Annotated in this window: 19 protein-coding genes; 10 read left to right on the top strand and 9 right to left on the bottom strand. The window is 62.8% G+C overall.

Annotated features, from left to right (window positions below):
* Positions 1-46 precede the first annotated feature (46 nt).
* From WN982_RS10355 to WN982_RS10345, 3 genes are all read left to right on the top strand, one after another.
* A complete protein-coding gene (locus tag WN982_RS10355) occupies positions 47-1,405 on the top strand; it encodes an aspartate aminotransferase family protein (protein WP_341315597.1) in 1,359 nt (452 codons plus the stop codon).
* 62 nt (positions 1,406-1,467) lie between these two features.
* Complete coding sequence (locus WN982_RS10350; protein ID WP_341315596.1) at positions 1,468-2,115, top strand: GntR family transcriptional regulator; 648 nt, start codon at positions 1,468-1,470, stop codon at positions 2,113-2,115.
* 133 nt (positions 2,116-2,248) lie between these two features.
* The gene (locus WN982_RS10345; RefSeq protein WP_341315595.1) at positions 2,249-2,614 is read left to right on the top strand and encodes a hypothetical protein; all 366 of its coding nucleotides are present in this window, start codon (positions 2,249-2,251) and stop codon (positions 2,612-2,614) included.
* A 639-nt stretch (positions 2,615-3,253) separates the two neighbouring features.
* On the opposite strand, the gene WN982_RS10340 is transcribed toward WN982_RS10345, so the two are convergent.
* Positions 3,254-4,657: an IS4 family transposase gene (locus WN982_RS10340; protein ID WP_341312775.1), complete on the bottom strand. Its 1,404-nt coding sequence runs from the start codon at positions 4,655-4,657 to the stop codon at positions 3,254-3,256.
* A 442-nt stretch (positions 4,658-5,099) separates the two neighbouring features.
* Between WN982_RS10340 and WN982_RS10335 the strand changes: the two genes are divergently transcribed.
* Entirely contained in the window at positions 5,100-6,452 is a 1,353-nt protein-coding gene (locus tag WN982_RS10335; RefSeq protein ID WP_341315594.1) for a TAXI family TRAP transporter solute-binding subunit, read from the top strand.
* A gap of 15 nt (positions 6,453-6,467) precedes the next feature.
* Here WN982_RS10335 and WN982_RS10330 read toward each other — a convergent pair whose 3' ends face one another.
* From WN982_RS10330 to WN982_RS10320, 3 genes are all read right to left on the bottom strand, one after another.
* Positions 6,468-7,130: a ProQ/FinO family protein gene (locus WN982_RS10330; protein WP_341315593.1), complete on the bottom strand. Its 663-nt coding sequence runs from the start codon at positions 7,128-7,130 to the stop codon at positions 6,468-6,470.
* An 813-nt stretch (positions 7,131-7,943) separates the two neighbouring features.
* Positions 7,944-9,308, bottom strand: coding sequence for an ATP-binding protein (locus WN982_RS10325; protein WP_341315592.1), 1,365 nt, complete (start codon positions 9,306-9,308; stop codon positions 7,944-7,946).
* Positions 9,305-9,967, bottom strand: a complete 663-nt coding sequence (locus tag WN982_RS10320) for a response regulator (protein ID WP_341315591.1) — start codon at positions 9,965-9,967, stop codon at positions 9,305-9,307. Before WN982_RS10320 ends, WN982_RS10325 begins: the two co-directional genes overlap by 4 nt.
* Positions 9,968-10,208: 241 nt before the next feature.
* On the opposite strand from WN982_RS10320, the gene WN982_RS10315 reads away from it, so the two are divergent.
* The 4 genes from WN982_RS10315 (at position 10,209) to WN982_RS10300 (ending at position 16,654) form a co-directional block, all read left to right on the top strand.
* On the top strand, positions 10,209-11,636 hold the full coding sequence (locus WN982_RS10315) for a TolC family protein (RefSeq protein ID WP_341315590.1): 1,428 nt from the start codon (positions 10,209-10,211) through the stop codon (positions 11,634-11,636).
* Positions 11,626-12,765, top strand: a complete 1,140-nt coding sequence (locus WN982_RS10310; RefSeq protein WP_341315589.1) for an efflux RND transporter periplasmic adaptor subunit — start codon at positions 11,626-11,628, stop codon at positions 12,763-12,765. The genes WN982_RS10315 and WN982_RS10310 overlap by 11 nt, the downstream gene beginning before the upstream one ends.
* Entirely contained in the window at positions 12,762-15,812 is a 3,051-nt protein-coding gene (locus WN982_RS10305; RefSeq protein ID WP_341315588.1) for an efflux RND transporter permease subunit, read from the top strand. Before WN982_RS10310 ends, WN982_RS10305 begins: the two co-directional genes overlap by 4 nt.
* Positions 15,813-16,495: 683 nt before the next feature.
* Positions 16,496-16,654: a hypothetical protein gene (locus WN982_RS10300; protein ID WP_341315587.1), complete on the top strand. Its 159-nt coding sequence runs from the start codon at positions 16,496-16,498 to the stop codon at positions 16,652-16,654.
* Positions 16,655-16,675: 21 nt separating this feature from the next.
* On the opposite strand, the gene hpnI (WN982_RS10295) is transcribed toward WN982_RS10300, so the two are convergent.
* A complete protein-coding gene (gene hpnI / locus WN982_RS10295; protein WP_341315586.1) occupies positions 16,676-17,914 on the bottom strand; it encodes a bacteriohopanetetrol glucosamine biosynthesis glycosyltransferase HpnI in 1,239 nt (412 codons plus the stop codon).
* A 12-nt stretch (positions 17,915-17,926) separates the two neighbouring features.
* Positions 17,927-18,277, bottom strand: a complete 351-nt coding sequence (locus WN982_RS10290) for a hypothetical protein (RefSeq protein WP_341315585.1) — start codon at positions 18,275-18,277, stop codon at positions 17,927-17,929.
* A gap of 322 nt (positions 18,278-18,599) precedes the next feature.
* Here WN982_RS10290 and WN982_RS10285 point away from each other — a divergent pair, with 322 nt between their 5' ends.
* Positions 18,600-19,259 (top strand): response regulator transcription factor, encoded by a 660-nt coding sequence (locus WN982_RS10285; RefSeq protein WP_341315584.1) that lies wholly within the window; start codon positions 18,600-18,602, stop codon positions 19,257-19,259.
* Complete coding sequence (locus tag WN982_RS10280) at positions 19,259-20,656, top strand: ATP-binding protein (protein ID WP_341315583.1); 1,398 nt, start codon at positions 19,259-19,261, stop codon at positions 20,654-20,656. The genes WN982_RS10285 and WN982_RS10280 overlap by 1 nt, the downstream gene beginning before the upstream one ends.
* Before the next feature lie 25 nt (positions 20,657-20,681).
* Here WN982_RS10280 and WN982_RS10275 read toward each other — a convergent pair whose 3' ends face one another.
* The 3 genes from WN982_RS10275 to hpnJ all read right to left on the bottom strand — a co-directional run bounded on the left by WN982_RS10275 (position 20,682) and on the right by hpnJ (position 24,409).
* Complete coding sequence (locus WN982_RS10275) at positions 20,682-21,722, bottom strand: flippase-like domain-containing protein (RefSeq protein WP_341315582.1); 1,041 nt, start codon at positions 21,720-21,722, stop codon at positions 20,682-20,684.
* Positions 21,723-21,830: 108 nt separating this feature from the next.
* Complete coding sequence (gene hpnI / locus WN982_RS10270) at positions 21,831-22,991, bottom strand: bacteriohopanetetrol glucosamine biosynthesis glycosyltransferase HpnI (protein WP_341315581.1); 1,161 nt, start codon at positions 22,989-22,991, stop codon at positions 21,831-21,833.
* The gene (hpnJ, locus tag WN982_RS10265; protein WP_341315580.1) at positions 22,988-24,409 is read right to left on the bottom strand and encodes a hopanoid biosynthesis associated radical SAM protein HpnJ; all 1,422 of its coding nucleotides are present in this window, start codon (positions 24,407-24,409) and stop codon (positions 22,988-22,990) included. The genes hpnI (WN982_RS10270) and hpnJ overlap by 4 nt, the downstream gene beginning before the upstream one ends.
* Positions 24,410-24,547: the final 138 nt, after the last annotated feature.

Below are 24,547 nucleotides of genomic sequence, written 5' to 3'. Positions count from 1 at the left end.
GCGCGAGCGTGAGCGTTGTATGAAACCATCATCGGAAGAGACTCGATTGAATACCCGTCAAGGCGTCAACTGGGAGCGAGCGCAAGCGCTGCTCGAACGCGAACGCAGCGCGTTTGCCAAGGCCATGCCGAAGTCGCGCGCGCTGTCGGAACGCGCGGCGCGGCATCTGCTGTTCGGCGTGCCGCTGCACTGGATGAACGACTGGTCGACCCCTTTCTCGCTCTATGTCGACCAGGCGCGCGGCGCAACGTTTACCGACGTGGACGGCCATCGCTATGCGGACTTCTGCCTCGGCGACACCGGCGCGATGTTCGGCCACTCACCCGCGCCGGTGGCGCGCGCGCTGGCTGCGCAGGCTGAACGCGGCCTAACCACCATGCTGCCGGGCGAAGACGCCGCGTGGGTCGGCGAAGAACTCGCGCGCCGCTTCGGCCTGCCCTACTGGCAGTTCGCGATGACCGCCAGCGACGCCAATCGCTTCGCGCTGCGCTGGGCGCGGGCGGCGACCGGCCGCAAACAGATTGTGGTGTTCAACGGCTGCTATCACGGCACGGTGGACGACGTATTCGTCGACCTGGTCGACGGAAAACCGATGCAGCGCGACAGCCTGATCGGCCAGGTGCACGATCTGCTCGACTACACGCGCGTGATCGAATTCAACGACCTCGCCGCGCTGGAAAATGCGCTGAAGGACGGCGACGTCGCCTGCGTGCTGGCCGAACCCGCGATGACCAACATCGGCATGGTGCTGCCGGAAGCGGGCTACTGGCGCGCGGCGCAGGCGCTGATGCACCGCTACGGCACGCTGCTCGCGATCGACGAAACCCACACCATCAGTTGTGGTCCGGGCGGCTATTCGGTCGCGCACGGCATCGAGCCCGACCTGTTCATTCTCGGCAAGCCGGTCGGCGGCGGCTTTCCGTGCGCGGTGTACGGCTTTAGCGCCGGGTTGGCGAACCGCGCGCAGCAGGCCAAGCGCAGCGCGCCGCCAGGCCACTCCGGCATCGGCACGACGCTGACCGCGAACGCGTTGGCGATGAGCGCGATTCGCGCGACGCTTGCCGAGGTGATGACCGACGCCGCCTACGAGCACATGTTCGGGCTCGCCGAACGCATCGAGACCGGCCTCAAAAGCGTGATCGCGCGTCACGGCCTGGCGTGGTGCGTGACGCGCGTCGGCGCCCGCACCGAATTCCAGTTCTCCGCGACACCGCCGCGCAACGGCACTGAAGCCGGCCGGCAACTCGACCCTGCACTCGAACATATCGTGCACTTGTACCTGCTCAATCGCGGCGTTCTGATTACACCGTTTCACAACATGATCCTGGTGTGCCCCGACACAACGGCGGCCGACGTCGACCGGCTGATTGCCGCGTTCGACGCTTGCCTCACCGAGCTGACCTGAGCCTGTGACCGAGCGCGAGCGGCGCTAAACTGACGGCCTTTTGCGTTTATGCATCGAGTTTTATGAAAACATCGCGCCATCACACGCTGCAGGACGAGACGTACGAAACGCTGCGGCAGTGGCTGACGATCGGCCGCTTCGTGCCGGGCGAGCGCATCAAGATCCGTCACGTCGCGGCGGAACTCGGCGTGGGCGAGATGCCGGTGCGTTCCGCTTTGCAACGCCTCGCGGCCGAATCGGCGCTGGTGAACGTGCCCAATTGCGGCGTGACGGTGCCGCGTCTGTCCAAGGCGCAATTCGACGACGTGTTGCGTGTTCGGCTGATTCTCGAAGGCCAGGCCGCCGAACTGGGCGTCCCGCACCTCACGGGGCACGATCTGGATATGCTGGAAAAACTGAACGAGGAGATGGCGCGGGCGTTGCCGGCGGCCGACGCCAAGGGCTACCTCGACGCCAACGAGGCGTTTCATCTAATTCTTTACCGCGCGAGCGGCTCGCCCCTTTTGCTGGAGCTGATCGAAACGGTATGGCTCCAGGTGGGGCCGATTTCGAACCTGCTATTTGGCGACGCGCGGTTTGCCGGCACGCTCAACGACGCGCACGACGCGTTGCTGGATGCAGCGAAGGCACGCAACGCGGCGGAGGTGCGACGTGCGATCGAGCGCGATCTGAGTCATGCCGCGACGTGTTTGCGCGCGCAGTGTCTCTGATCCGAAATCGTATGAACGATGGCTGCATTTTGTATATTTCCGCTGTGCAACAGTGCGTGATATTGTTGATGTAAGCAGGGGCCGGTGGTGCGCCGGCCTGACCTGAACGCAATTTACAGCCGCGAGCGTCGCCATGAGTGATGTACGCCACCATTTAAGTCCACGGGACCGTTTGGAGCTGTTGTGTTGGCTCACATGCGGGAGCTTGGGTGCTTACTACCTGAATGAGGACTGGCCTGACGCGGCGTTTCATGTGCAGGCGGCGCATAAATGGCTGGACCGCCGGATGCGGGAGGCGGACTGGCTGAGCGTGGCCAAGTTGTCGGCGCTTGCGCTGGAGATAGCGCGCCGGCACGCGCGGTTTGTCGATACCGAATGGGCGCGGGATGCTGTTGAGGAAATCCTTGATACGGATGAGTTGGATCCGCAAGCGCGGTTAGTGAGGCAGGTTTTTGCCGATTGCCAGAATGCGCTGGCTGATAAGCGTACCGCGGATTGATTTTTGTTTTTTTTGCCTGCGCGGCGCTATGGGTGTATGCCTGCGGCGTTGGCCTTTCCTGGTTTTCTTATTGGTTTATTAGCGTTCCCCCTGTGCGGGGGGGCACCTACTTTTCTGTACACGCAAAGAAAAGTAGGCAAAAGAAAGCGGCTCAAACCGCTAATTCTTAAGCGGGTCCCCTAGCTTGGAGGAGGTAGTGGAGCATCTGGAATCTGTGTCTTCGCACACTCCGCGCAGGTGACAAGGCAGTCATACTTCCGGCGGCGCTGCGCGCGCCGACGCGGTGCTTCACCAAACCGGCGGGTGATTCTGGCGTGCACGGTCTTGTCTGTGCCGTGACCTGCGGTCTGTCCATTTGTGAGTTTCTACATTGCGTGCAGCGCCACATTCGCAAGCACATCAAGCCAGCCTTACCCCCACCTTATTTCCAACCAGCACATCGCCGAGGCGCATCCGATGGTCCCCACCACGCATAAACGGAGCCACTGGTTTCCCTTGCAGACCGTTCCGGCGAGCACGTAGTGCGAGGCGGGAAGGATGACTGCCTTGTCACTCACACTGAATGTGCGAGGACACCGATTCCAGATGCTCCACTGCCTCCTCCAAGCCCTCAGGATTACCCACATCTCGTGATGTGAATCACCCGTCCTGGCTAAAGATCCGGTACATCTCGGTGATTTCGTGAAGGACCAGGAACCCTCGCCACATGACGGTGGGCCCGGGCGGGTGATCATGCTTACGGTTCAGATAACCGCCGAGTTTGGCGATCCACAGTACGACTTCGCCTAGCGAAGGCGTTGCCACCGGTGGTTTTGAGGTGCGGTTGGCGCGGCAGTAAAGCGCGCGCCATTCGTCGGGCTGAAGTAGCACTTCACACGACAGATCCGGGTCGGCCCGACCCAGCAGCGTGGCGTACATGATTCGCCAGCTGATCACTGCAAATAGCGCGGTCGCGCGGACGAACCGTTCAAGATTGCCGAACTGGCGCGCCTCGATCCGACAGCCGCTTTTGAGCACACGATGCCACGATTCGATCGTCCAGCGACGTGCATACCATTCGAGTCGTTCAAGTGCATCGCTCAGCGTGAGCGTGGGCACAGAGCTGAGCAGCATCCACTCGAGCGGCTCGACGCCCGCTGGCGGATCGGTTTCAAGTGCGTGGATTGCAAACACCTCCACCGGGGTGAGCCGGGCGCGCCCGGTGCCTTTGGTCGACGCTCTGGGTGGTGCAATCAGGCTGACCTGCGTGCAACGCAGCGTCAGACGCGCAATGCGCCGGGCCATGTTGCGGTGTGCCGGCAACTCCAGCTCGATTTCGCCCAAGGGGGCGCTCGCCGTCACCGTGTCCCAGAGATAACGCTCGGGGTGCGCCGTCCGACGGTCCCATGCCGCACGAATGAGCCAGTCTACGCCAGCAGGCCGCTCGGCCACGAACACTTCATAGACGTCGCTTTCGCGGTCGCCCACGCCCACCATGCGCGTATCGGGACATCGGGTCTTAAGGGCTGCCAGATGGTTCAGACCCTCAACCCATTTAACGCTTTCCTTGTCATTGAAGTCGCGCTTTGAGCGTTGACGCCTGCGGCCCAGATCTGCGTCATCGCGCACCCACGTCTTCATGCCCAGCACGCCGAGCGGCAGGCCTTCCGGTGTCACGGCCAGCAGGCTGTGCAGCATGAAGCCGCGCGACTGGTTGCCCGTGCCGTAGCCCAGGCCTTCGGTCGCGCCCAGATGCGTCAGGTTGAATTCGGTTGTGTCCTGCACCGCGAGCACGACTGGCACCTGGGTCATGCGCTTGAGCGTCTGGTCTACGTGAGGTGCAAGCACACCGTCCGTATCGACCTGGTCGTTATCGAAGAAGCGATAGGCCGCCTTGAGTTCGGCGGCATCCATGGAGCGTGGAAACGAGCAGTCCGGTGTGCTGGCAAGCCGGCGTGCCAGTGCAACGAGCCGATTCGTCAAACGGGCATCGCCCAGATTTGCCGCACCGAATTCGATGTCGGCCCAGTCGTCCTGGTCATCCTGATTCTCGGTCGAAGGCAATTGCGTCTGGTTCCTGTGGCGGTGCCTCAAGTTAACACCACCTCAAGCTGTTTACAAGCGCTATCCCGGCACAGATGTGGGTAATCCTGAGCTCCAAGCCAGGGGACCCGCTTAAAAATTAGCGGTTTGAGCCGCTTTCTTTTGCCTACTTTTCTTTGCACGGCGTGTACAGACCGCGGACATGGCGGCAAAGAAAAGTAGGTGCCCCCCGCACAGGGGGAACGCTAATAAACCAATAACAAAACAAGGAAAGGCCAACGCCGCAGGCATACAGAAGAACGCCACCGCAAAGGGCAAAAGACCAAAGAAAACCCCAACGCCGTAGGCAAACAAAAAAACCATCGCAATACACGACATTCATAGATCAATAGAGCAAACTGCCAACCGCGTCCCCCACCGGACGGTGGAAAATACACCATCCGGCTACCGGCACGGAGTGCCCATGAAACCGCATCGCCCGCGTCCCCCGAATTTTCCAGGCGATCAATCGCATGCCGAATGGCGGGATCACACCTTGCCGTATGCGATCGTCGCCGCGCTCGTTGTGTTGATGGTCACGCTGGTCGTCTGGCTGATCGATCCGGCGCCGCCAAAAACGATCGCGATGAGCGCGGGCCCGCACGACAGTTCATTCCTGGTCGCCGCCGAGCAATACAAAAAAATTCTCGCCCGCAACGGCATCACGCTGAAGGTGCTGGAATCCGATGGCTCGGTGCAAAACCTGCATCGACTGCTAGACCCCAAACAGCATGTCGATCTCGCTCTCGTACAAGGCGGGGTGGCGGATGGCATGGATACTTCATCGCTGATGTCGCTCGGCAGCGTTTTCTATATACCGGTAGTGGTGTTCTATCGCGGCACGGGCGTGACCCAGCTTTCACAACTGGAAGGCAAAAGGATTGCGATCGGCCGCGAAGGCAGCGGCACTCGCCTGTTGGCGCTCAAGCTGCTGGAGGCAAACGGTATCGAGCCTGGCGGCGCCACCGTGCTGGTGCCGAGCGACGGATTGCAGGCCGCCACGCAACTGGTTGCAGGCGATGTCGACGCCGCGATCCTGAACGGCGACTCGGCGACCCGTGGCCTGATGCTCAGACTCCTGAAGGTGCCCGGCGTCTCCGTGATGAACTTCGACGAAGCGAGCGCGTATGCGCGTCTCTTCCCGTATCTCGATCAGATCGACCTGCCACCCGGCGTGCTGGATCTCAAGCACAGGGTCCCACCCGAAACCGTCCACCTGGTCAGCCCGACTGTTGAGATCGTCGCCCGCGCCAATTTGCACCCGGCCATCTCCGACCTGGTGATCGAAGCCGCGCAGGAGGTTCACGGCATGCCCGGCCTCTTGCAGCATGCGGGCGAATTCCCCAATCCGGTCGCCCGTGAATATCAGATCAGCGAAGACGCGCAGCGCTACTACAAGACCGGCAAAAGCTTTCTGTATCGCAACCTGCCGTTCTGGCTGGCCAGCATCGGCGACCGCACACTCGTTCTGCTGCTGCCGATGGCCGTGCTGTTATTCCCGGCGATGCGGTTGATACCGGCGCTTTACCGATGGCGCGTACGCTCGCGCATCTATCGATACTACGGTTCGCTGATCGCGATCGAACGCGGCGCGCTCGCCGACTCGAGCGATGAAGAACGTAAAGCGCTCTTCCACGAACTCGATCATATCGAGGACTCGCTGAACCAGTTGCGCATGCCGCTTGCATATGCCGATGCTTTTTACGTCCTGCGCGAGCATGTCGGCTTCGTGCGCGCCCGGCTCGGGGCGACGTCGAGGCAAGGCAGCCACCCCTAGGCGGGGTTCCGGCTGTCAGACCTCTGTGTCGATTGGTGAGCTTGTCGGCGAGTCGGCCGGCGGTGTGACCGTCGGATTGGCCTGCGAGTTGGCCGGCGATGTGATCGTCGGGTTGGCCTGCGAAGCGGCCTGCAGTGCGACCGTCGGGTTGGCGGCTTTAGGCGCGGCTTTGGCTGCCCGATGCGCCTGCAGCCGTTGCGCGCCGGCGGCTTCCTGCGCCGTCACCTGCCCGGCTTCGCTGCCGGTCAGATCGACTCGTGCGGCGCCTTCGACGAGGCATTTCCAGTAGCGGCTGCCGCGACACCACGTCTTGATCGCGTCGCGCAACTCGGCTTCGCTCAACGACAATTCTTTAGCGTGAACGACGAGATCCTCGAAGATTCCGACCTTCAGCGGGAGCTTGGGCGCAGGATTCTTCGGAAACACATTGGGGAAGCGCTTCTGTAGTTTCCCGATCGTCTTCACCACCGGGTCGACAGGCTTCGCGTCCGGCGCGGCTGCGGGCGCAGCCCGGCGCGGCTGCGATGGCTTGCGAGCGGGCCTCGCGTCCGGCTTGGCACCGGGCTTGGCACCTCCGGCCTTGGCCGCAGGCTTGGCACCTGGCTTGGCGGCGGGCGCGGCTTCTGCTCGTGCTGCAGCAAGTTGCTTTTTCAGTTCAGCGAGTTGTTCGAAACCCATGGCACACAGTCGATCGAGAAAGAGGAGATTGTAGCAGTGTGGTGGGGTTGCTTTCTGGCTGTGCGCCTGCGGCGGTGGCCTTTCCTTGATTTCTTAGTGGTCTATTAGTGTCGCCCCTGTGCGGGGCAGGCACTTACTTTCTTTGCCGCCGCAAAGAAAGTAAGCAAAGAAAGCGGCTTCACACCGCTAATTTTTAAGCGGGTCCCCTGGCTTGGAGGAGGCAGTGGAGCATCTGGAATCAGTGTTCTCGCATACTCCACGCTAGTGACAAGGCAGTCATACTTCCGGCGGCGCTGCGCGCGCCGTAGCGGTACTTCATCAAACCACCGGCTGGTTTCGGCGCTCGACGGTACCTCATCAAACCGCCCGCGGGTTTCGGCGCTCAGTGGTACTTCGCGAAACCGCCTGCCGGTTTCAGCGGCAACGTTTCGCCCGGCATAGTGGCTCGCGCTCCCAAGCTTCAGTGCTTCGCCGAGGCGAAGCCGATGGCCCCGACCGCGTGCAAACGAAGCCGCGGGTTTCCCTTGCGGACCGTTCCGGCGAGCACGCAGTGCGAGGCGGGAAGAATGACTGCCTTGTCACCGGGGCGGAGTGTGCGAGAACACTGATTCCAGATGCTCCACTGCCTCCTCCAAGCCAGGGGACCCGCTTAAGAATTAGCGATTTGAGCGGCTTTCTTTGCTTACTTTCTTTGCGGCGGCAAAGAAAGTAAGTGCCTGCCCCGCACAGGGGCGACGCTAATAAACCACTAACAAATCAAGGAAAGGCCAACGCCATAGGCACACACCCAAAGCGCCGCGAAGGCAAAAAACATCAACTTTTCACCGCCACCGCAGCTTCAACCCCATACGCCGTCAGGCCAAAAACAGAAACACACAACCCACTCCGCCCAACATTATTCCGCAATGCCAGCGAAAGCTGATGCCTCTTCGCGATCCGCGCGACAATCGCCAATCCCAACCCGCTCCCCTCGCCCTGCGCCTCCTCCCCACGATAAAACCGATCGAAAACACGTTCGAGCTCAGGCTCAGGAATACCAGAGCCACTATCCACCACCTCGAGCCCCACGCGGTCTCCAGACCGCTTCAAAATCACATCGATTTTGCCGCCCCGCGGCGTATGCCGAATCGCGTTGTTGATCAGATTGCCCAACAACACACTCATCCCATGCGGCTCGGCCAGCACCGTATAAGCGTCGCCTGGCGTGCGCGCCTGCTCGCACTCGAGCCCGAGATCGATCTCCTTGGTTTCGGCAAGCAGCGAAAAATCCCCAACAGCCTGCTCGCCGATCCGGCGCAAACTCACCGGCACCATCGACGTCACCGGATGCGCATCCTCGCGCGCCAGCGTCAACAACTGCTGCACCAGATGGATGATCCGGTTGACCCGCCCCTCGACACGCTCCAGCGCCTGCCCCTCGCCCTTTAACGTGCCATCGCGCGAGGCGGCCTGCAGCTGCAGCTTCAGCGCGGCCAGCGGTGAACGCAACTCGTGCGCGGCATCGGCGATAAAGGTGCGCTGCGCCTGCGATGCAGTACTCAACCGCTGCAGCAAATCATTGAGCGCCTCGACCAGCGGCCGGATTTCGACCGGCACGGCGCCGTCCAGATGCAACGGCTCCAGCGAATCGATCGAGCGGGTCGACAGCGCGCGAGACAGCCCGCCAATCGGTGCGAGCCCGCGTGCGACCACCAGCAGCACCAGCACGATCGTCACCGGCACCAGCAAGGCAAGCGGCCACAGCGTATGCAGTGCAAGCGTCAGTGCGAGATCTTCACGCACGGACACCGGTTGCGCGACCTGAATATAGCGGTCCGGTTGCTGCAGCCCAAACGCGCGCCAGTGATACTCGCCGCGCTCGACTGTACTGAAGCCTTCTTGCAGGCGCGAAAACACCGGCGCCTGCATCGAGTGATAGATGAGGTTGCCGGCGCGGTCCCAGATTTCGATGACGACACGGTCGTCGGCGAGATCGCCGAAATCGGGGCTGTGATGCTCGCCGTCCGCGGTGCTCCGAAGGTTCGACGGCAACGACAACGCCACTGTGCGCAGTTCGTAGTCGAACAGTTCGCTCGCTTCTTCTCGCGCGGTGTGGAAGATGCCGTAGCCGGCCACGCCCGAGGCTGCTGCCATGCCGAAAATCAGCCAGCCCAGCAGCCAGCGGCGAATCGACGTCATCCGCACCTCTTCAGGCGGTAGCCGACGCCGCGCACGGTCACTACCTGGTCCGCGCCGATCTTGCGCCGCAAGCTGTGCACATGCACCTCGATCGTGTTGCTGCCCACTTCCTCACCCCAGCCGTACAGTTTTTCTTCCAGCTCGGCCTTGGTGAAAACGCGCGTCGGCTCCTCGATCAGCGCCTGCAGCAGCGCGAATTCGCGCGGCACGAGCGGCAACGGCTCGCCGTCCTTGGTCACCTCGTGCGCGGCGGGGTCGAGTGTGAGCTCGCCATGCGCATACACAGGCTGCTTCTGGCCGGTGCGCCGCCGCAACAATGCGCGTACGCGCGCGGCGAGTTCGTCGAGATCGAATGGCTTGATCAGGTAATCGTCAGCGCCCGCGTCGAGGCCGCGAATCCGTTCGTCCACCGCGTCGCGCGCGGTCAGGATAATCACCGGCGCGGCACCGCCGGCCTTGCGATATGCATTCAGCACCTCAATGCCGTCTTTCTTCGGCAAGCCGAGATCGAGCAGCACGAGGTCGTACACGCCGTTGCCGAGCGACAGTTCCGCGGCGCGGCCGTCTTCAGCCCAGTCGATCGCATAGCCCGCGCGGCGCATGGCGCCCAATACGGTCTCCGCAATCATGTCGTCGTCTTCGACTAATAACAGACGCATGGCCTCTCCTCTGTCCTGTTTGTCCGAATTGTCGCCGCATTGTCCTGTTCGTCAGCTTAACGCTTCCTTATGCCACGCTTATGTTTTCCTTAAGGGACGCTTATGCGATGCTTAGGGGACGCTTATGGGAGGCTTAAGCACCGGTTAAGCATCACTTAAGCTCATCCTCAGCAGAATCGGCACCTGTTTTGCTGCGTCTGCTCGCGGATGCACTCACTTCGTTTCGTTCAGGAGCCGGACCTTGCCCGTTTTCTACGCCGCTGCAGCGGCCACCTCAGCGACACGGCTGCGCGCGCTCGTGCCGCTCTGCGCGATGCTGCTGGCCGGTTGCACGTGGTACCACCGCGAGCCGCTCGCGCCACAGGATACGTCGACTTCCGCCCATTCGCTCGAGCGCATCCGCATCGATCCGTCGACGATGCCGCTGCCCGAACTGGCCGCACATCGTTTCGATCCGTCCGACGGACTCGATATCGAGGAAGTCGCGATGCTCGCCGTCGCCAACAATCCCGATCTCAAGCTCGCCCGCGACGATCTCGGCATCGCCCGCGCGCAGGCTTATTCAGCCGGGCTGCTGCCCGACCCGCAACTGAGCGTGGCGAGCGACTATCCGGGCGCCGCAGGCTTCACGCGTGCGTTCAATTATGGCTTGAGCATCGACGTGATGGCGATCGTCCTGCGCAGCGCCAACAAACACTCCGCCGACGCGACCGTGGCGAAGACCGATCTCGGCCTGCTCTGGCAGGAATGGCAGATCGTCGCCCAGGCGCGGCAGCTGTTCATCAAAACGCGCTTCCAGCAAGACACGCTGCCGCTGCTGCAACAGCAGCGCGACCTCGCGCGCACACGCTACGAGCGGATGGCCGAAGCCCGCCGCGACGGCAATCTGACCGACGACACGCTGACCGCCGCGCTCACGTCGTATAGCGACGCGCGCAAGCAATACACCGACGCCGAGCGTGCCGCCGAACAGACGCACCACGATCTGAACGCGCTGCTCGGCCTCTCGCCAGAGGTTCAATTGCAACTCACCGGCAGCGAGAACACAGCGCCGCTATCCGACACCACGCTCGACTCGGCCTTGGCCAACCTGGCGCAACGCCGCCCGGACCTGATCGCGCTGCAAGCCGGCTATGAAGCGCAGGAGCAGAAATACCGCGCGGCGATTCTCAGTCAGTTTCCGAGCCTGTCGGTGGGTTTCGTGCGGGCGCGTGACACGTCGAATATCTACACCAGCGGCTTCACGATCAATCTGAGCCTGCCGATCTTCAACCGCAATCAAGGCAACGTGGCGATCGAAAAAGCGACCCGCCAGCGCCTGCGCGACGAATATCAATCGCGCCTGAACACGGCCTATGCGGATGTCGCCCATATGCGCGCGGACAACGTCATTCTCACACGTCAGTTGCAGCAGACCGAAGCGGCGCTGCCGGACGTCGACCTCGCCGCGCAACACGCGGCACAGGCCTTCGCCCAACACAACCTCGCGCTCGGCGCTTACACCGACGCGCAGAGCGCATCGCTCACCAAACGTATCGACGTCGCCACGCTGCGCGAATCGCTCGCCGAACAACGTGTCGGTTTGCAGGCACTGTTAGGCAGTGCGATTCCCGACGCCTATTCCTTCGCCCCCTCCGCTCAAACAATCACCGAAACTCATGCGAAATAGCCTATTTTCGGCGCGGCGGCCGCGCATCGCTGCCTATGCGATCTCTGTCACCTGTGCCGCCCTGCTGAGCGCCGCCCTCGGCAGCTGGAGCCTCGCCACGTATGCGGCCGATGCGGCCGCAGCCGACGACGCCGCCGACAAAGGCGTCGTGGCCGTACAGACCGTGCGCGTGCAGCGCGCCACCATCGCGCAGCCGGTGCGTGCGTATGGCATCGTCGCGGCGTCCGCGTCGAATCTGACCACCGTCAATTTGCCGTACGTCGCGCGCATCGTGCAAATGCGCGTGCAGGCCGGGCAAAGCGTGACACGCGGCACGCCGCTGTTCGTCGTGCAAGCCGATCCCGCCGCGGTGCTCGCATCCACCCAGGCGAAAAGCGCCGTGACGCTGGCACAAGGCGAATTGGCCCGAACGCAATCGCTGTACGACAAGGGGCTCGCCACGCAATCGCAACTCGCCGCCGCCAGAAAGGCTGCCGAGGATGCACAGCAGGCGCTCGCGGCACAAAACCAGACCGGCGTCGCGAGCGGCAGCAAAGTCATCGTCGCGCCGCTCGATGCCGTGGTGTTGCAGGTGTCGGCGGCTCAGGGCGACCAGGTGCAGCCCGGCGCCGCGATCCTGCAACTGGCCGGCGGCAGCGGCAAGGATGCTCGCGCGAACGTGGTGCTCGGCGTCGAGCCGTCGGATGCGGGCGCGATCCACGCCGGCGACACCGTCACGCTGCATGGCCTGTCCACCTCGCTTGCAAAAGCCGCCGCGGATGGCCACGTGGTGCTGGTCGGCGCGTCGGTCGATCAACAGAGCCAGCTCGTCAACGTCGGCGCAAACGTGCCGCTCGGGCAGACCGCGTTCATTCCCGGCACGCGCGTCGCCGCCGATATCGCGACCCGCAGCGGCACGCATTGGGTCGTGCCGCGCTCCGCCGTGCTGAAAGACGGCAAAGGCGCGTACGTGTTCCAGATCACGCCGCAGAACAAGGCGCGCCGCGTGGCGGTGGTCACGCAGGTCGAAAACGGCGACAGCTACGGTGTGGACGGTGCGATCGACGGCACGCAGACGCTCGTCGTCAGCGGCAACTATGAGTTGAAGGATGGCATGGCGGTGCAAACCGGTGGAGGCGCGCCGCGATGAATTTCGGTCAATGGATGCAGAAGCACCGGCGCTCGCTGCTGTTCGTGATCGCCTTGCTGGCGATCGCGGGCGCGCTGACCGCGTTCCGTCTGCCGATCTCGCTGTTCCCGAACGTCGCGTTTCCGCGCGCGGTGGTCTCGCTCGACGCGGGCGACCGCCCTGCCGAGCAGATGGCCACGCTCGTCACCATGCCGGTCGAAGAAGCGCTGCGCCGCGTGCCGAATGTACGCGACGTCGAATCGAAAACGAGCCGCGGCTCGGCGGAAATCTCGATCAATTTCGATTGGGGCACCGACATGGCGCAGGCCACGTTGCAGGCGCAGTCGGCCATCAGCGAGATTCTCGCGACGCTGCCGCAAGGCACTTCGATGCAGGTGCGGCGCATGGATCCGACGGTGTTCCCGGTGCTCGCGTACAGCCTGACGTCGAAACAGCAATCGCAGTCAGCGCTGCACGATCTGGCGCAGTTCCAGATGCGGCCGTTGCTGTCGTCGGTGGAAGGCGTGGCGCGCGTCGACGTGATGGGCGGCGCGCAGGACGAGTTCGAAGTCGCGATCGATCCGGCGCGGCTCGCCGCGTACAAGATCTCGCTTTCGGATGTCTCGAAGGCGATCGGCGCGAGCAACGTGCTGATGGCGACCGGCCGCATCGAGGATCACTACAAGCTGTACCTCGTGATCGCCAACACCACCATCACGCAACTGGATGAACTCAGGAACGTGGTGGTGTCGGCCAACGGCGCGACGCAAATTCGCCTCGGCGACATCGCGACGGTTCGTCAGGGCGTGGTGCCGCAATGGATGCGCGTCACCGCCGACGGCCAGGACGCCGTGCTGATCAACGTCTTTCAGCAGCCCGGCGCGAATAGCGTGGCGATGGCCAAGGCGATTACCGCGAAGCTCGCCGCCTTCGGGCATCAGATGCCGGCCGGCGTGCATCTTTCGAACTGGTACGACCAGAGCGAACTCGTGATCGCCTCGGCCACCAGCGTGCGCGACGCCATCATGATCGGCGTGGTGCTGGCCGCGTTCACGCTGTTCGCCTTCCTGCGCAACTGGAAAATCACCGCGATCGCCGTCGCGCTGGTGCCGGTGGTGATGGCCGCGACGATCCTGTTGCTCGACGTGTTCGGCATGGGCTTTAACATCATGACGCTTGGCGGGATGGCCGCCGCGGTCGGCCTCGTGATCGACGATGCGATCGTGATGATCGAGCATATCGTGCGGCGCATGCGCGAAGGCGGCGCGCACAAGTTCCACGGCCGCGTGATGGCCGCGGCGCTCGAATTCACCCGGCCGCTCGCCGGTTCGTCGGCGGCAACGCTGATTATTTTCGTGCCGCTCGCGTTCCTGTCCGGCGTGACGGGCGCGTTCTTCAAGGCGCTCTCCGTTACGATGGCGAGCGCGCTATTCATTTCGTTTCTCGTCACCTGGCTCGCGGTGCCGATTCTGTGCGACCGCTGGCTGAAGGCGAAGGACGCCGAGGAACACCAGGAAACCCGCTTCGCGACGTGGATGAACAAGCGCTACGCGTTTCTGATCGAGCACGTCACGGCGCGGCCGATCCTCGTGCTGCTTGGCCTCTTGCCGCTGATCGTGGTCGCGGCATTCGCCTTCACACGGGTGGGCAGCGGCTTCATGCCGAGCATGGACGAAGGCGGTTTCGTGCTCGACTATCACACCGAACCCGGCACGTCGATCACCGAAACCGACCGGCTGATGAAACAGGTCGAGAGCATCATTCGCGCGAATCCGAATGTCTTGACCTACTCGCGCCGCACCGGTGCGGGTCTTGGCGGCGACCTGAACGAACCCAACCGGGGTGACTTCTTCGTGCGGCTTAAGTCGAGCGGTCGCGAGCCGATCGAAACGGTGATGGAGGAGATCCGTTCGAAGGTCGAGACGCAGGTGCCCGGCGTGAATCTGGAACTCGCGCAGCTAATGGAGGACCTGATCGGCGATCTGACCGCGGTGCCGCAACCGGTGCAGATCAAGATCTATTCCGACGACCAGACCACGCTCGACACCACTGCGCGCAAGGTGGCCGCGCAGATCGGCAAGATTCAGGGCGTGGTGGACGTGAACGACGGCATCAACCCGGCAGGCGATGCGCTCGAACTGCATATCCGGCCAGAAGCAGCTGCTGCTGAGGGGATGGATACGCAGTCGATTGCGCAGGCGGTGTCGGACATGGTGGAAGGCAATGTCGCGACGCAGTTCCAGACCGGGCCGAAGACGGTAGGTGTGCGCGTGCGCGTGGCCGGCGCATTGAAGCTGACCGATACGCAACTGGGTCAGTTGCAGATTCGCGCGCCGGACGGTCATCTATTCGCGCTCAACCGCGTGGCCGATCAGGTGACCGTGACCGGGCAGCCGGAAATCAGCCGCGACAATCTCAAGCGCATGGTGGCCGTTACAGCACGGATCGACGGCCGGGATCTCGGCTCGACGATCGCCGACGTGCAGAAGACGCTTAGCGACAAGAATCTGTTGCCGGACGGCGTTTACTACGAGTTGGGTGGTTTGTATCAGCAACAACAGATTGCGTTCAAGGGTTTGTTGATCGTGTTCGGCGCAGCCATTGCGTTGGTGTTCGGTTTGCTGCTGTTTCTCTACGAGCGATTTCGCGTCTCGTTGGCGGTCATGGCGATGCCTTTGCTGGCTGCGGGGGCTGTGTTCATTGGCCTGTGGCTCACCGGTATTGAGTTGAACATCTCCGCGATGATGGGGATGACGATGATTATCGGTATCGTGACGGAGGTGGCGATTTTTTATGTTTCGGAGTTGCAGGGACTCGTGCGGGATGACGGCATGGCGTTTGAGGCGGCTTTGATCGCCGCGGGGCGTAATCGTCTGCGGCCAATCACGATGACGACGATTGCTGCCATTCTGGCACTGCTGCCGCTTGCGTTTGCTCTTGGGCAAGGGTCGGCTATGCAGCAGCCGCTCGCTATTGCGATTATTTCTGGGTTGATTGTGCAGTTGCCATTGGTGTTGTTGTTGTTGCCAGTGTTGTTGAAACTGTTGATGAAGAAACAGGCTATTTGATTTTGGTTTTTTTGTTTGCCGTCCCGGCCGGTTTTTTTTTGCCTTTCGTGGCGGCGTTCTTCTGGGTGCCTACGGCGTTGGCCTTTCCTTGCTTTCTTATTGGTTTATTAGCGTTCCCCCTGTGCGGGGGGGCACCTACTTTTCTTTGCCGGCCGCAAAGAAAAGTAGGCAAAAGAAAGCGGCTCAAACCGCTAATTTTTAAGCGGGTCCCCTGGCTTGGAGGAGGCAGTGGAGCATCTGGAATCTGTGTCCTCGCACATTCAGCGTGAGTGACAAGGCAGTCATCCTTCCCGCCTCGCACTACGTGCTCGCCGGAACGGTCTGCAAGGGAAACCAGTGGCTTCGTTTGCGCGCGGTGGGTGCCATCGGCTGCGCCTCGGCGAGGCACCGAAATGGCTCGCGACTTTGGGCTATCGCATGGCGCCGAAAATGACTACGGTCATATGAAATGAAACACTGACGTAGCCAGAGCAAAGTCGCGGTTTTGGAAGTGCCCGATCTCCGACGCCGAACGAAACGCAGGCTCGAAAACCAGCAAGTGGTTTGATGAAGTACCGCGTCGGCGCGCGTAGCGCCGCCGGAAGTATGACTGCCTTGTCACAAGCGCGGAGTGCGCGAGGGCACGGATTCCAGATGCTCCACTACCTCCTCCAAGCCAGGGGACCCGCTTAAGAGTTAGCGGTGTGAAGCCGCTTTCTTTGCTTACTTTCTTTGCGGCGGCAAAGAAAGTGCCTGCCCCGCACAGGGGCGACGCTAATAAACCACTAAGAAATCAAGGAAAGGCCAACGCCGCAGGCACACAGAAAAATACCACCGCCAAAGGCAAAAAACCAACGCCGTAGGCAAACCATCAAACCCACCCCTTACCCCCCATCAGACGTCTCCATCACCCGCAACGCGCTACGTTGCGCTGCAGGCGCAGAACCGCCTCCTACAGGCACCCGCGCCCCGCGCCAAATCACATGTGACCCAAACGCCCCAGCCAGCCATTGCGCAGCAAGCAACGAATCCCGCAATGGCACAATCAGCAAATCGCGCCAGAACGTGCGCTCATGCCGCGCACTCCGCAGATGCAGCAACATGCGCGCAGCAAAACCAGCAGCCGTGAAGACGCCACTCGCAAGCGCTGCCCACACATGCACGCCATCGTACGGCCCCGCCGCCAGACTGCCGGTAAGCCAGGCGCCGACAACAATCCACGGCGACGGAAAAGTAATAAACAGAAACGCGAAACCCAGCGGGTTCACAGAGCGTATCGTGCGCAGCCAACGCGTTTCACGCTGCCACAATGAGCCAAAGGTCGGCTCGATCACATCGGTCGCCACCATCACGCGCGACAGAACCGTACTCAACCCCAGCGCGCGCACATGTTCGGCGAGCCAGTAGTCGTCGGCGAGACAATTTTTCAGCGCGTCAAAACCGCCGATCTGCTCGAGCGTCTCGCGACGCAATGCCAGCGTCGCGCCAAAACCGAAGCGGCGCGACCCGGCCGCGTGCGCAACACGCACCGACGGCGCAAACCACTCGTTGATGAAAAGCGCGCCGACGCGCGGCCAGAATCCGCCGACGCCTTGCGCCACGTAAAGGCAAGTGACCACGCCCACGCGAGGATCGGCCAGCGGCGCGGCCACGGTGTCGAGGTAATCGGCTTCGACGGCGATGTCGCTATCGGCAATGACAATCACGTCATGGCGCGCCCGCTCAGCCATGTTGATCAGATTGCTGACCTTGAGATTGCTGCCGTGCACGCGTGAATCCACCGCGAGCTCGATGTCGTGCATCGGATAGGCAGCCTGCAAACGCCGCACCACCGCGATCGCAGGATCGTCGGGCGATGACACGCCGAGCACCAGTTGAAAGTGCCCGTGACGCTGGTCGCAGAAAGTCCTGAGGTTTTCGTAGAGACGCGGCTCCGCGCCGCAGAGCGGCTTGAGCACGCTGACGCCGACATTCCTGAAGGGACCGGCCGGGTATCTGGCAGCGCCGCCCCGGCGCGCCGCGAAGAACGGCATGGCTACCGCCGCCAGCATCGCATACAGCGAAGCCGCGCCACATCCGACGAGCAACAACCATTGGCATGCTGTCAATGTGTGAGCCGTCATTGCCTGGTTCCGTCAGTGCCCGGCGAGCACGAACGGTCTGCCCGTAAAGCGCAGATGGAGAATGACGAGCCAGCGTCGCGGGCAACTCGCCGCCACCGAAACGGGCCGCAATGTCCAGCCGTGAGACGTCGCGTGCCGGCTCTGAATCGCGAGATTGAACGAGACATGCGCGAAATGACGCATCGCGACTACGCCGCCAATGATCGAGCCAAGCGCGAACAACCGGAACGGTGTGGAACTGAAAGTTTGCTGGGAGACCGGCAAGACCAGCAACGCGAGCCATGCGAGGGCTTCAGTGCCCATGGCCGTGAGCGAAGCCGCCATCAGATGGGCTCGCAGCATGTCGACGGTGACTGGCTTCATGGCTTGGTCTCGTGACCTGACGATATGCACCGCACTATGGCGACAGGCGCCGACTGTACATCCCATCGATGTGCTTACGATTGCATTGCGAAAAGCTAACAACGCGATATCGCTTTCGTGCGCTCACGTCGAGCCTCGCGACAGCGACCTGCTGAGGGGCGATAGTATCGATTCAAACTGAAGGAAACCTTAAGGAAGACGGCGGTATAAAGCGGGTGTCGGGCATCATGGTTACACTTCACCGTGCGGCTCGGCGATTGCTTAAAAGCCGGTGCGGCAAGGCCACACCGAGGCCCGATCCCTGAACGGAATGAACTGACTCATGCGCTTACTCCTCGTAGAAGACGACGATCTGATTGGCTGCGGTATTGAAGCGGGACTGCGCCAAGCCGGTTTTACGGTCGACTGGGCGCGCGATGGCCACAAGGCCGATCTCGCGCTGACCACTACCGCCTATGCGCTCGTGATACTGGATCTCGGCTTGCCCAGGGTGTCGGGCGAGGAAATCCTGAGGCGCCTGCGCGACGCGGGCAAGGACGTGCCGGTGCTGGTGTTGACCGCGAAAGGCACGGTGGTCGATCGCGTCGGCGGCCTCGAAGCCGGTGCCGACGACTACCTCGGCAAGCCATTCGATCTGACCGAACTGATCGCGCGTTGCCGGGCTTTGCTGCGCCGCGCGCAAGGGCGCAGCATCGAGGTGATCCGCTATCAGGAACTGACCGTCAACCCGGCCGCGCAAACGGTCGAGATCGGCGACACGCGCGTGCCTCTCACCTCGCGTGAATGGGCGATCCTGATGCAGTTGCTGACCAATCAGGGTATTCCCCAGTCGCGTTCGCGCCTCGAAGAAAGTCTATATGGATGGCAGGAAGAGATTGAAAGCAATGCCATCGAAGTGCATGTGTCGAATCTACGCAAGAAGCTCGGCGCGAAATTGATCAGAACAGTCCGCAATATCGGCTACGTGGTGGAGAAAGCGTGATGTCGTCGATACGCCGTCGGCTGATGCTGCTGATTCTGGTCAGCATCGCGCTGATATGGGGCGTCGCGCTGGTATCGAGCTATCGTCAGGCCACGCGCGAAGTTAGCGAATGGGAAGACGCGCGCCTCGCCGAACTGGCGCAAATCCTCGCCCTGCTCGATCAGCGCAATCTGATCACCCTCGCTAATGCGCGCATCGACGTGCGGGAGGAAGAAAAAAGCGGCAGCCCCGGCGCCAACAACGAAGACGACGACGACAGCTTGCCGCGCGACGCGCTGTTTCAGGTGCGCGGCGCAAACGGCGACGTGCTGGCGGGCAGCCCGCAATTGCGTGCGTTGCAGGCGTGGGACCTGCCGGTGCCCCCGGTAAGCAGCGCGCAAAACATCACGCTGGGCGGCAAGGCATGGCACTCGTTCACCTTGCGCGACACCGCGCTCGGTCATACCGTGCGCGTGTTCGAACCGGCCAACACGCGCAGCGATCTGGTAAGCGGCGTCGCGAGCCGGATTGCCCGGCCCACGCTGCTTGCGCTGCCGGCACTGGCGTTGCTGGTGTGGTTCGGCATCGGCTGGAGTCTCGCACCGCTCAGGATTCTGTCGGGCGCGATCCGCGTGCGCGACATCAACCGGCTGGAGCCGGTCGACATCGGCCATGCGCCCACCGAGGTGCGGCCGCTGGTCGATGCGATCAATCTGGTGCTGTCGCGCTTGCGACACTTGCTGGAACGCGAACGCGCGTTTACCGCGGATGCCGCCCACGAACTGAAATCGCCGCTCGCCGCGATCAAGGTACAGGCGCAAGTCGCGCTGGCCGAGCCGGACGCCGCGTTGCAGCGGCTGGCGATGGAGCGCGTGGTGCAAGGAGTCGACCGCAGCGCGCGGCTCGCCGAGCAATTACTGCTGCTTGCGCGGCTGGACGCGCACGAGAAAATGTCGACCGCGCCGCTCAAGCCTGCCGCAATCGCCAAAGACGCGCTGCTCGCCAACGAGCGTAATGCACAGCAAAAAAATATTCGCGTGACGCTGACCGGCGACCTGCGCGCCGAGATCAATGCGGAGCCTGTGCTGATCGGCATCCTGCTCGACAATCTGCTCGATAACGCGATCAAGTACGGGCGCGCCGGCGGCAGCGTGGAGGTCGCGGTGCAGCACGCGCTCGACCGCGTGCGGCTCACGGTGCGTGACGACGGCCCGGGAGTCGCGTCCGGCGATCTCGCTCATCTGACGAATCGCTTCTTTCGCGCGACCGGCAATCAGGCGACGGGCAGCGGCCTCGGCCTGTCGATCGTCGCGCGAATCGCGGAGCATTTCGACGCGAGTCTGCACCTCGGCGCGGGTATCGGCGAGCGTGGGCTCGCCGTCGAAGTCTCATTTCCTGCTTACGCGGGAGCACGCTGAGGCTGCGTTGGGCGGCTGTTCCGGCTCAGCGCTGACTCGCCTCGTGGATTCTCCCTCGCTCCGCGAGTTCGGGAAGTGCCTGACGCTCCGCATGCCTCGGCGCGCGAGTCGACGACTCGGCGAACTGCCACGCAATGAGTCCCGGCACGAAGATCAGCAGGTCACGAATGCGTCTCGCGCCAGCCAGCGCGAGACAGATGGATGGCTCGAGGCCCAGCGCGCCGCCGATCAGAATGAAACCGCCCTCCTGCACGCCCAGCCCGCCCGGCACGAAGAAAGCCGCGCTGCTGACGGCCTGGATCAGCGATTCGATCACCACTGCTTCGGTCAGCGTCACGTGCACGCCAAGGAAGTACAGCGCCAGCCAGATTTCCAGCGCCGTCAGGAAGCACTGCAGCGGTTGCCAGAAGAACAGATAGCGCAGCACCACGGCGCGCCGGCGCCAGATCAGCTTGATGGCCTGATCGATCTGCGCCGACTGCCCGACCAGCGCGGCCAGCTTGCCGCTGGTCATATGATTGAGCGCGCGGGTGATGCGCTCGAACGGACTGGCGTGTTGCACGAGCGCGAACAGCACCAGTAGCGGGGTCAGTACGACGACGCCCCACGCCAGCTGCCCGGCGAGCCGCAGCGTATCCGAATGCGCGTGCGCGAACAGAAAGCCGATGCCGACCATCGTGAACAGCAACTGGCTGATCACCGTGAGCTGCATATCGACGATCAGACTGCCGACCGCCGTCGACGGACGCACGCCCCAGCGCTTGAGCATCCGGAACGACACGACCTCGCCGCCGACACGCGCGACCGGCAGCATGCTATTGACCGATTCGCGCACCCATACCAGATGCAGCATCGCGGCGAGGCTCGGCCGGTTCGCGCCGCGAATCAGCGAACGCCAATCGGCGGCATTGGCCAGCATCGGCAGCACGTGCGCGATGGCGGCCAGCAGCAGGCCGGCGCCCGCTGCGCGCAGCGCGCCGAGCACGGCGCCGGGGTTGCCTTGCCAGACCAGCCACAGCGAAACCAGCAAGCCGGCTAGCGCGGCCACGCGGCCGAGATGCTTCATCACGCGAGCACCTTTCGCCTGTGCTTCAAGCCGCCGCCTACACCGTCTTCGAAATACCTGCCCATCATCGCTTGCCCAACCTGCTGTCGATCCGTCATTCGTTCTGCGTCATTCGTCCTGAGCCGCCGACAACAAGCCGTCGCCGTCCACCTTGAAGCTGAAGCCGCGCCAGATTACTCGCGACGACCGGAAGCTCGCCACGAAAATCGCAAACGACACGATATCCCACAACGGCAGCAGCCACAGGTCGCGATGCGCTTGCCGCAACGCCCGGTCGGACAGCAACTTCAGCATCAGCCGCGCGCACACGGCGACCAGCGCGAGCGGCCAGGCCCACATGGCGCCACCCGAGAAGGCAATGGCGAGCAGCGCAAAGGCGAGCGGATGAATCAGCGCCGAGCCGAGATGGCCGAGCGGATCGATGCTGCGGATCGTGCGGCTCCAGCGCAGTTCGTGCGCGATCAATTGCGCCGCACTCGTTTCGACGCAGGCGTGCGAGATCGTGAACGGCGGAATCGCCACCTTCTCGCCGATCATCCGGACCGCTTCGCCGATCGCGTGATCTTCGGCCAGATGCCGCACGAACGGCGTGAAGCCGCCGATCTTTTCGAGCGTGTCGCGCCGCATCGCGATGGTCTGCCCGAAACACGGGCGCGCGAGACCGAGCGCCAACCCCATCACCACGCCGGGCAGAAACTGGTAGTTTGTGGCCTTGGCCGACAAGCGCGGCCAGAAGCCCGGATCGGGCTGCCCGCGATAAACGCATGTCACGAGACCGACGCCCGGCTTCTGCAATTCGCCGATCACGTTGCGCAGATAGTCCGGTCCGACGCTCACATCGCTGTCCGCGAAGACCAGCACGTCGTGCCGCGCTTGCGGCAGCATATTGAGGATGTTGCTGATTTTGCGGTTCGGGCCGTACAGGCGCGCATCGGCGACCACGGTGATGTCCGCTTCAGGATGCAGACGCCGCAGATCGTCGACGGTTTGCAAGGCGGGGTCGGTCGATTCGTGCACGCCGAACAGGAATTGCACGGGGCCCGGGTAATTCTGCTGACAAAAGCTCGACAGGTTGCCGAGCAACGCCCACTCAGTGCCGTGCAGGGGTTTGACGATCGTGACCGGCGGAAAGCTGGTCGGCTCGGACACCGCTCGCGCGAAGAACCGGCCAATCAGCACACCGGCCAGCACCGTGTAGCCGATGCCGAAGACCGCGCCCGCCGCGCACGCGTAGGCCAGCGTGACGGCGAGCAAATGCGCGGCGATCACGCTTGGTGGGCGCGCAGGAACCGGAAGAATTCGACGCCTTCCCGCAGGCGCCGTTTCATCATGTCCCAGCTCGTCAGCATCTCGCGCAATATTTCCCAGATCTTCGAGGGCCGGAAATAGAAGCGCTTGTAGAAGTTCTCGAGCTGGTGGTAGATCTCGTCGCGCGACAGATGCGGATAGCCGATCGCCGCGAGTTGCACACCTTCCTTGCTGACGAGATTGATGACCTTGTTCTCTTCGAGCCAGCCGTTCTCGACCGCCTGGTTATACAGCGTCGTGCCCGGATACGGCGCGGCAAGCGACACCTGGATCGTATGCGGATTGATCTCTTTCGCGTACTCGATGGTCTTCTGGATCGTGTCCTGCGTCTCGCCCGGCAACCCCAGAATGAAGGTGCCGTGAATCTTGATGCCGAGCTTGCGGCAGTCTTCGCTGAAACGGCGCGCGATGTCGGTGCGCAGCCCCTTCTTGATGTTCAGCAGGATCTGGTCGTCACCCGATTCGTAGCCCACCAGCAGCAGGCGCAGGCCGTTTTCCTTCATGATCTTCAGCGTCGAGTACGGCACGTTCGCCTTCGCGTTGCACGACCACGTCACGCCCAGCTTGCCCAGACCGCGGGCGATTTCCTCGACGCGCGGCTTGAAGTCGGTGAACGTGTCGTCGTCGAACATGATCTCCTTGACTTCAGGCATGTTGTCGCGAATCCACCTGACCTCTTCGAGCACGTTCTCGACCGAGCGCGTGCGGTAGCGGTGGCCGCCGACCGTCTGCGGCCACAGGCAGAAGGTGCACTTCGAGCGGCAGCCGCGGCCCGTGTAGATCGACACGTACGGGTGCTTCAGGTAACCGATGAAGTAGTTGTCGATCGTCAGATCGCGCTTGTAGACCGGCGCCACGAACGGCAGCTCGTCCATGTTCTCGAGGATCGGACGCGCTGCGTTGTGCTCGATCGAGCCGTCGGGCGCGCGATAGCTCATGCCCAGGATCTGCGCGAACGGCTTGCCTTCGGCCACTTCCTGGCAGGTGAAATCGAACTCTTCGCGGCAGACGAAGTCGATCGCCTCGCTCGCGGTCAGCGAATTGTGCGGATCGACCGCGACCTTCGCGCCGACCATGCCGATCAGCACGGAAGGCTTGCGCTTTTTCAGGTCTTCGGCGAACAGTGCGTCGGTGGGGAAGGACGGCGTGCTGGTGTGGATGATCACCAGATCGTATTGCTGCGCGATGTCGAGCGAGGCGTCGACGGACAGGCCGTCGGCGGGGGCGTCCAGTACGCGGCTATCGGGGATCAGTGCGGCGGGCTGCGCGAGCCACGTCGGATACCAGAACGAGCGGATTTCACGCCTGGCCTGGTAGCGCGAACCCGCGCCACCATCGAAACCGTCGTACGACGGCGCCTGCAAGAACAGCGTTTTCATGAATGCTCCAGCAAGCCTTGATCGGTGCTTTCAGTTTTCTGTCAGAAAACTATCGGGATCATTGCCTCGCGGGTGGGCGCGGGGATGCGCGGGTTTGCGAGTAATCGCGCAAATAGTACGGAGCAAAGCTGAAGGAAA

The sequence above is a fragment of the Paraburkholderia sp. IMGN_8 genome (assembly GCF_038050405.1).
In the GTDB taxonomy this organism is placed as follows: Bacteria; Pseudomonadota; Gammaproteobacteria; order Burkholderiales; family Burkholderiaceae; genus Paraburkholderia.
Note: the sequence above shows the minus strand (reverse complement) of the source record. Positions and strands in the feature narration are given on the sequence as shown.

Bases quoted from the DNA above. Each gene is read 5' to 3' on its own strand.
- WN982_RS10280 (WP_341315583.1), top strand. From the start codon at position 19,259: ATGTCGTCGATACGCCGTCGGCTGATGCTGCTGATTCTGGTCAGCATC.
- WN982_RS10305 (WP_341315588.1), top strand. From the start codon at position 12,762: ATGAATTTCGGTCAATGGATGCAGAAGCACCGGCGCTCGCTGCTGTTC.
- WN982_RS10320 (WP_341315591.1), bottom strand. From the start codon at position 9,967: ATGCGTCTGTTATTAGTCGAAGACGACGACATGATTGCGGAGACCGTA.
- hpnI (WP_341315586.1), bottom strand. From the start codon at position 17,914: ATGACGGCTCACACATTGACAGCATGCCAATGGTTGTTGCTCGTCGGA.
- WN982_RS10325 (WP_341315592.1), bottom strand. From the start codon at position 9,308: ATGACGTCGATTCGCCGCTGGCTGCTGGGCTGGCTGATTTTCGGCATG.
- WN982_RS10290 (WP_341315585.1), bottom strand. From the start codon at position 18,277: ATGAAGCCAGTCACCGTCGACATGCTGCGAGCCCATCTGATGGCGGCT.
- WN982_RS10285 (WP_341315584.1), top strand. From the start codon at position 18,600: ATGCGCTTACTCCTCGTAGAAGACGACGATCTGATTGGCTGCGGTATT.
- WN982_RS10350 (WP_341315596.1), top strand. From the start codon at position 1,468: ATGAAAACATCGCGCCATCACACGCTGCAGGACGAGACGTACGAAACG.
- WN982_RS10335 (WP_341315594.1), top strand. From the start codon at position 5,100: ATGAAACCGCATCGCCCGCGTCCCCCGAATTTTCCAGGCGATCAATCG.
- WN982_RS10330 (WP_341315593.1), bottom strand. From the start codon at position 7,130: ATGGGTTTCGAACAACTCGCTGAACTGAAAAAGCAACTTGCTGCAGCA.
- hpnJ (WP_341315580.1), bottom strand. From the start codon at position 24,409: ATGAAAACGCTGTTCTTGCAGGCGCCGTCGTACGACGGTTTCGATGGT.
- WN982_RS10275 (WP_341315582.1), bottom strand. From the start codon at position 21,722: ATGAAGCATCTCGGCCGCGTGGCCGCGCTAGCCGGCTTGCTGGTTTCG.
- WN982_RS10310 (WP_341315589.1), top strand. From the start codon at position 11,626: ATGCGAAATAGCCTATTTTCGGCGCGGCGGCCGCGCATCGCTGCCTAT.
- WN982_RS10345 (WP_341315595.1), top strand. From the start codon at position 2,249: ATGAGTGATGTACGCCACCATTTAAGTCCACGGGACCGTTTGGAGCTG.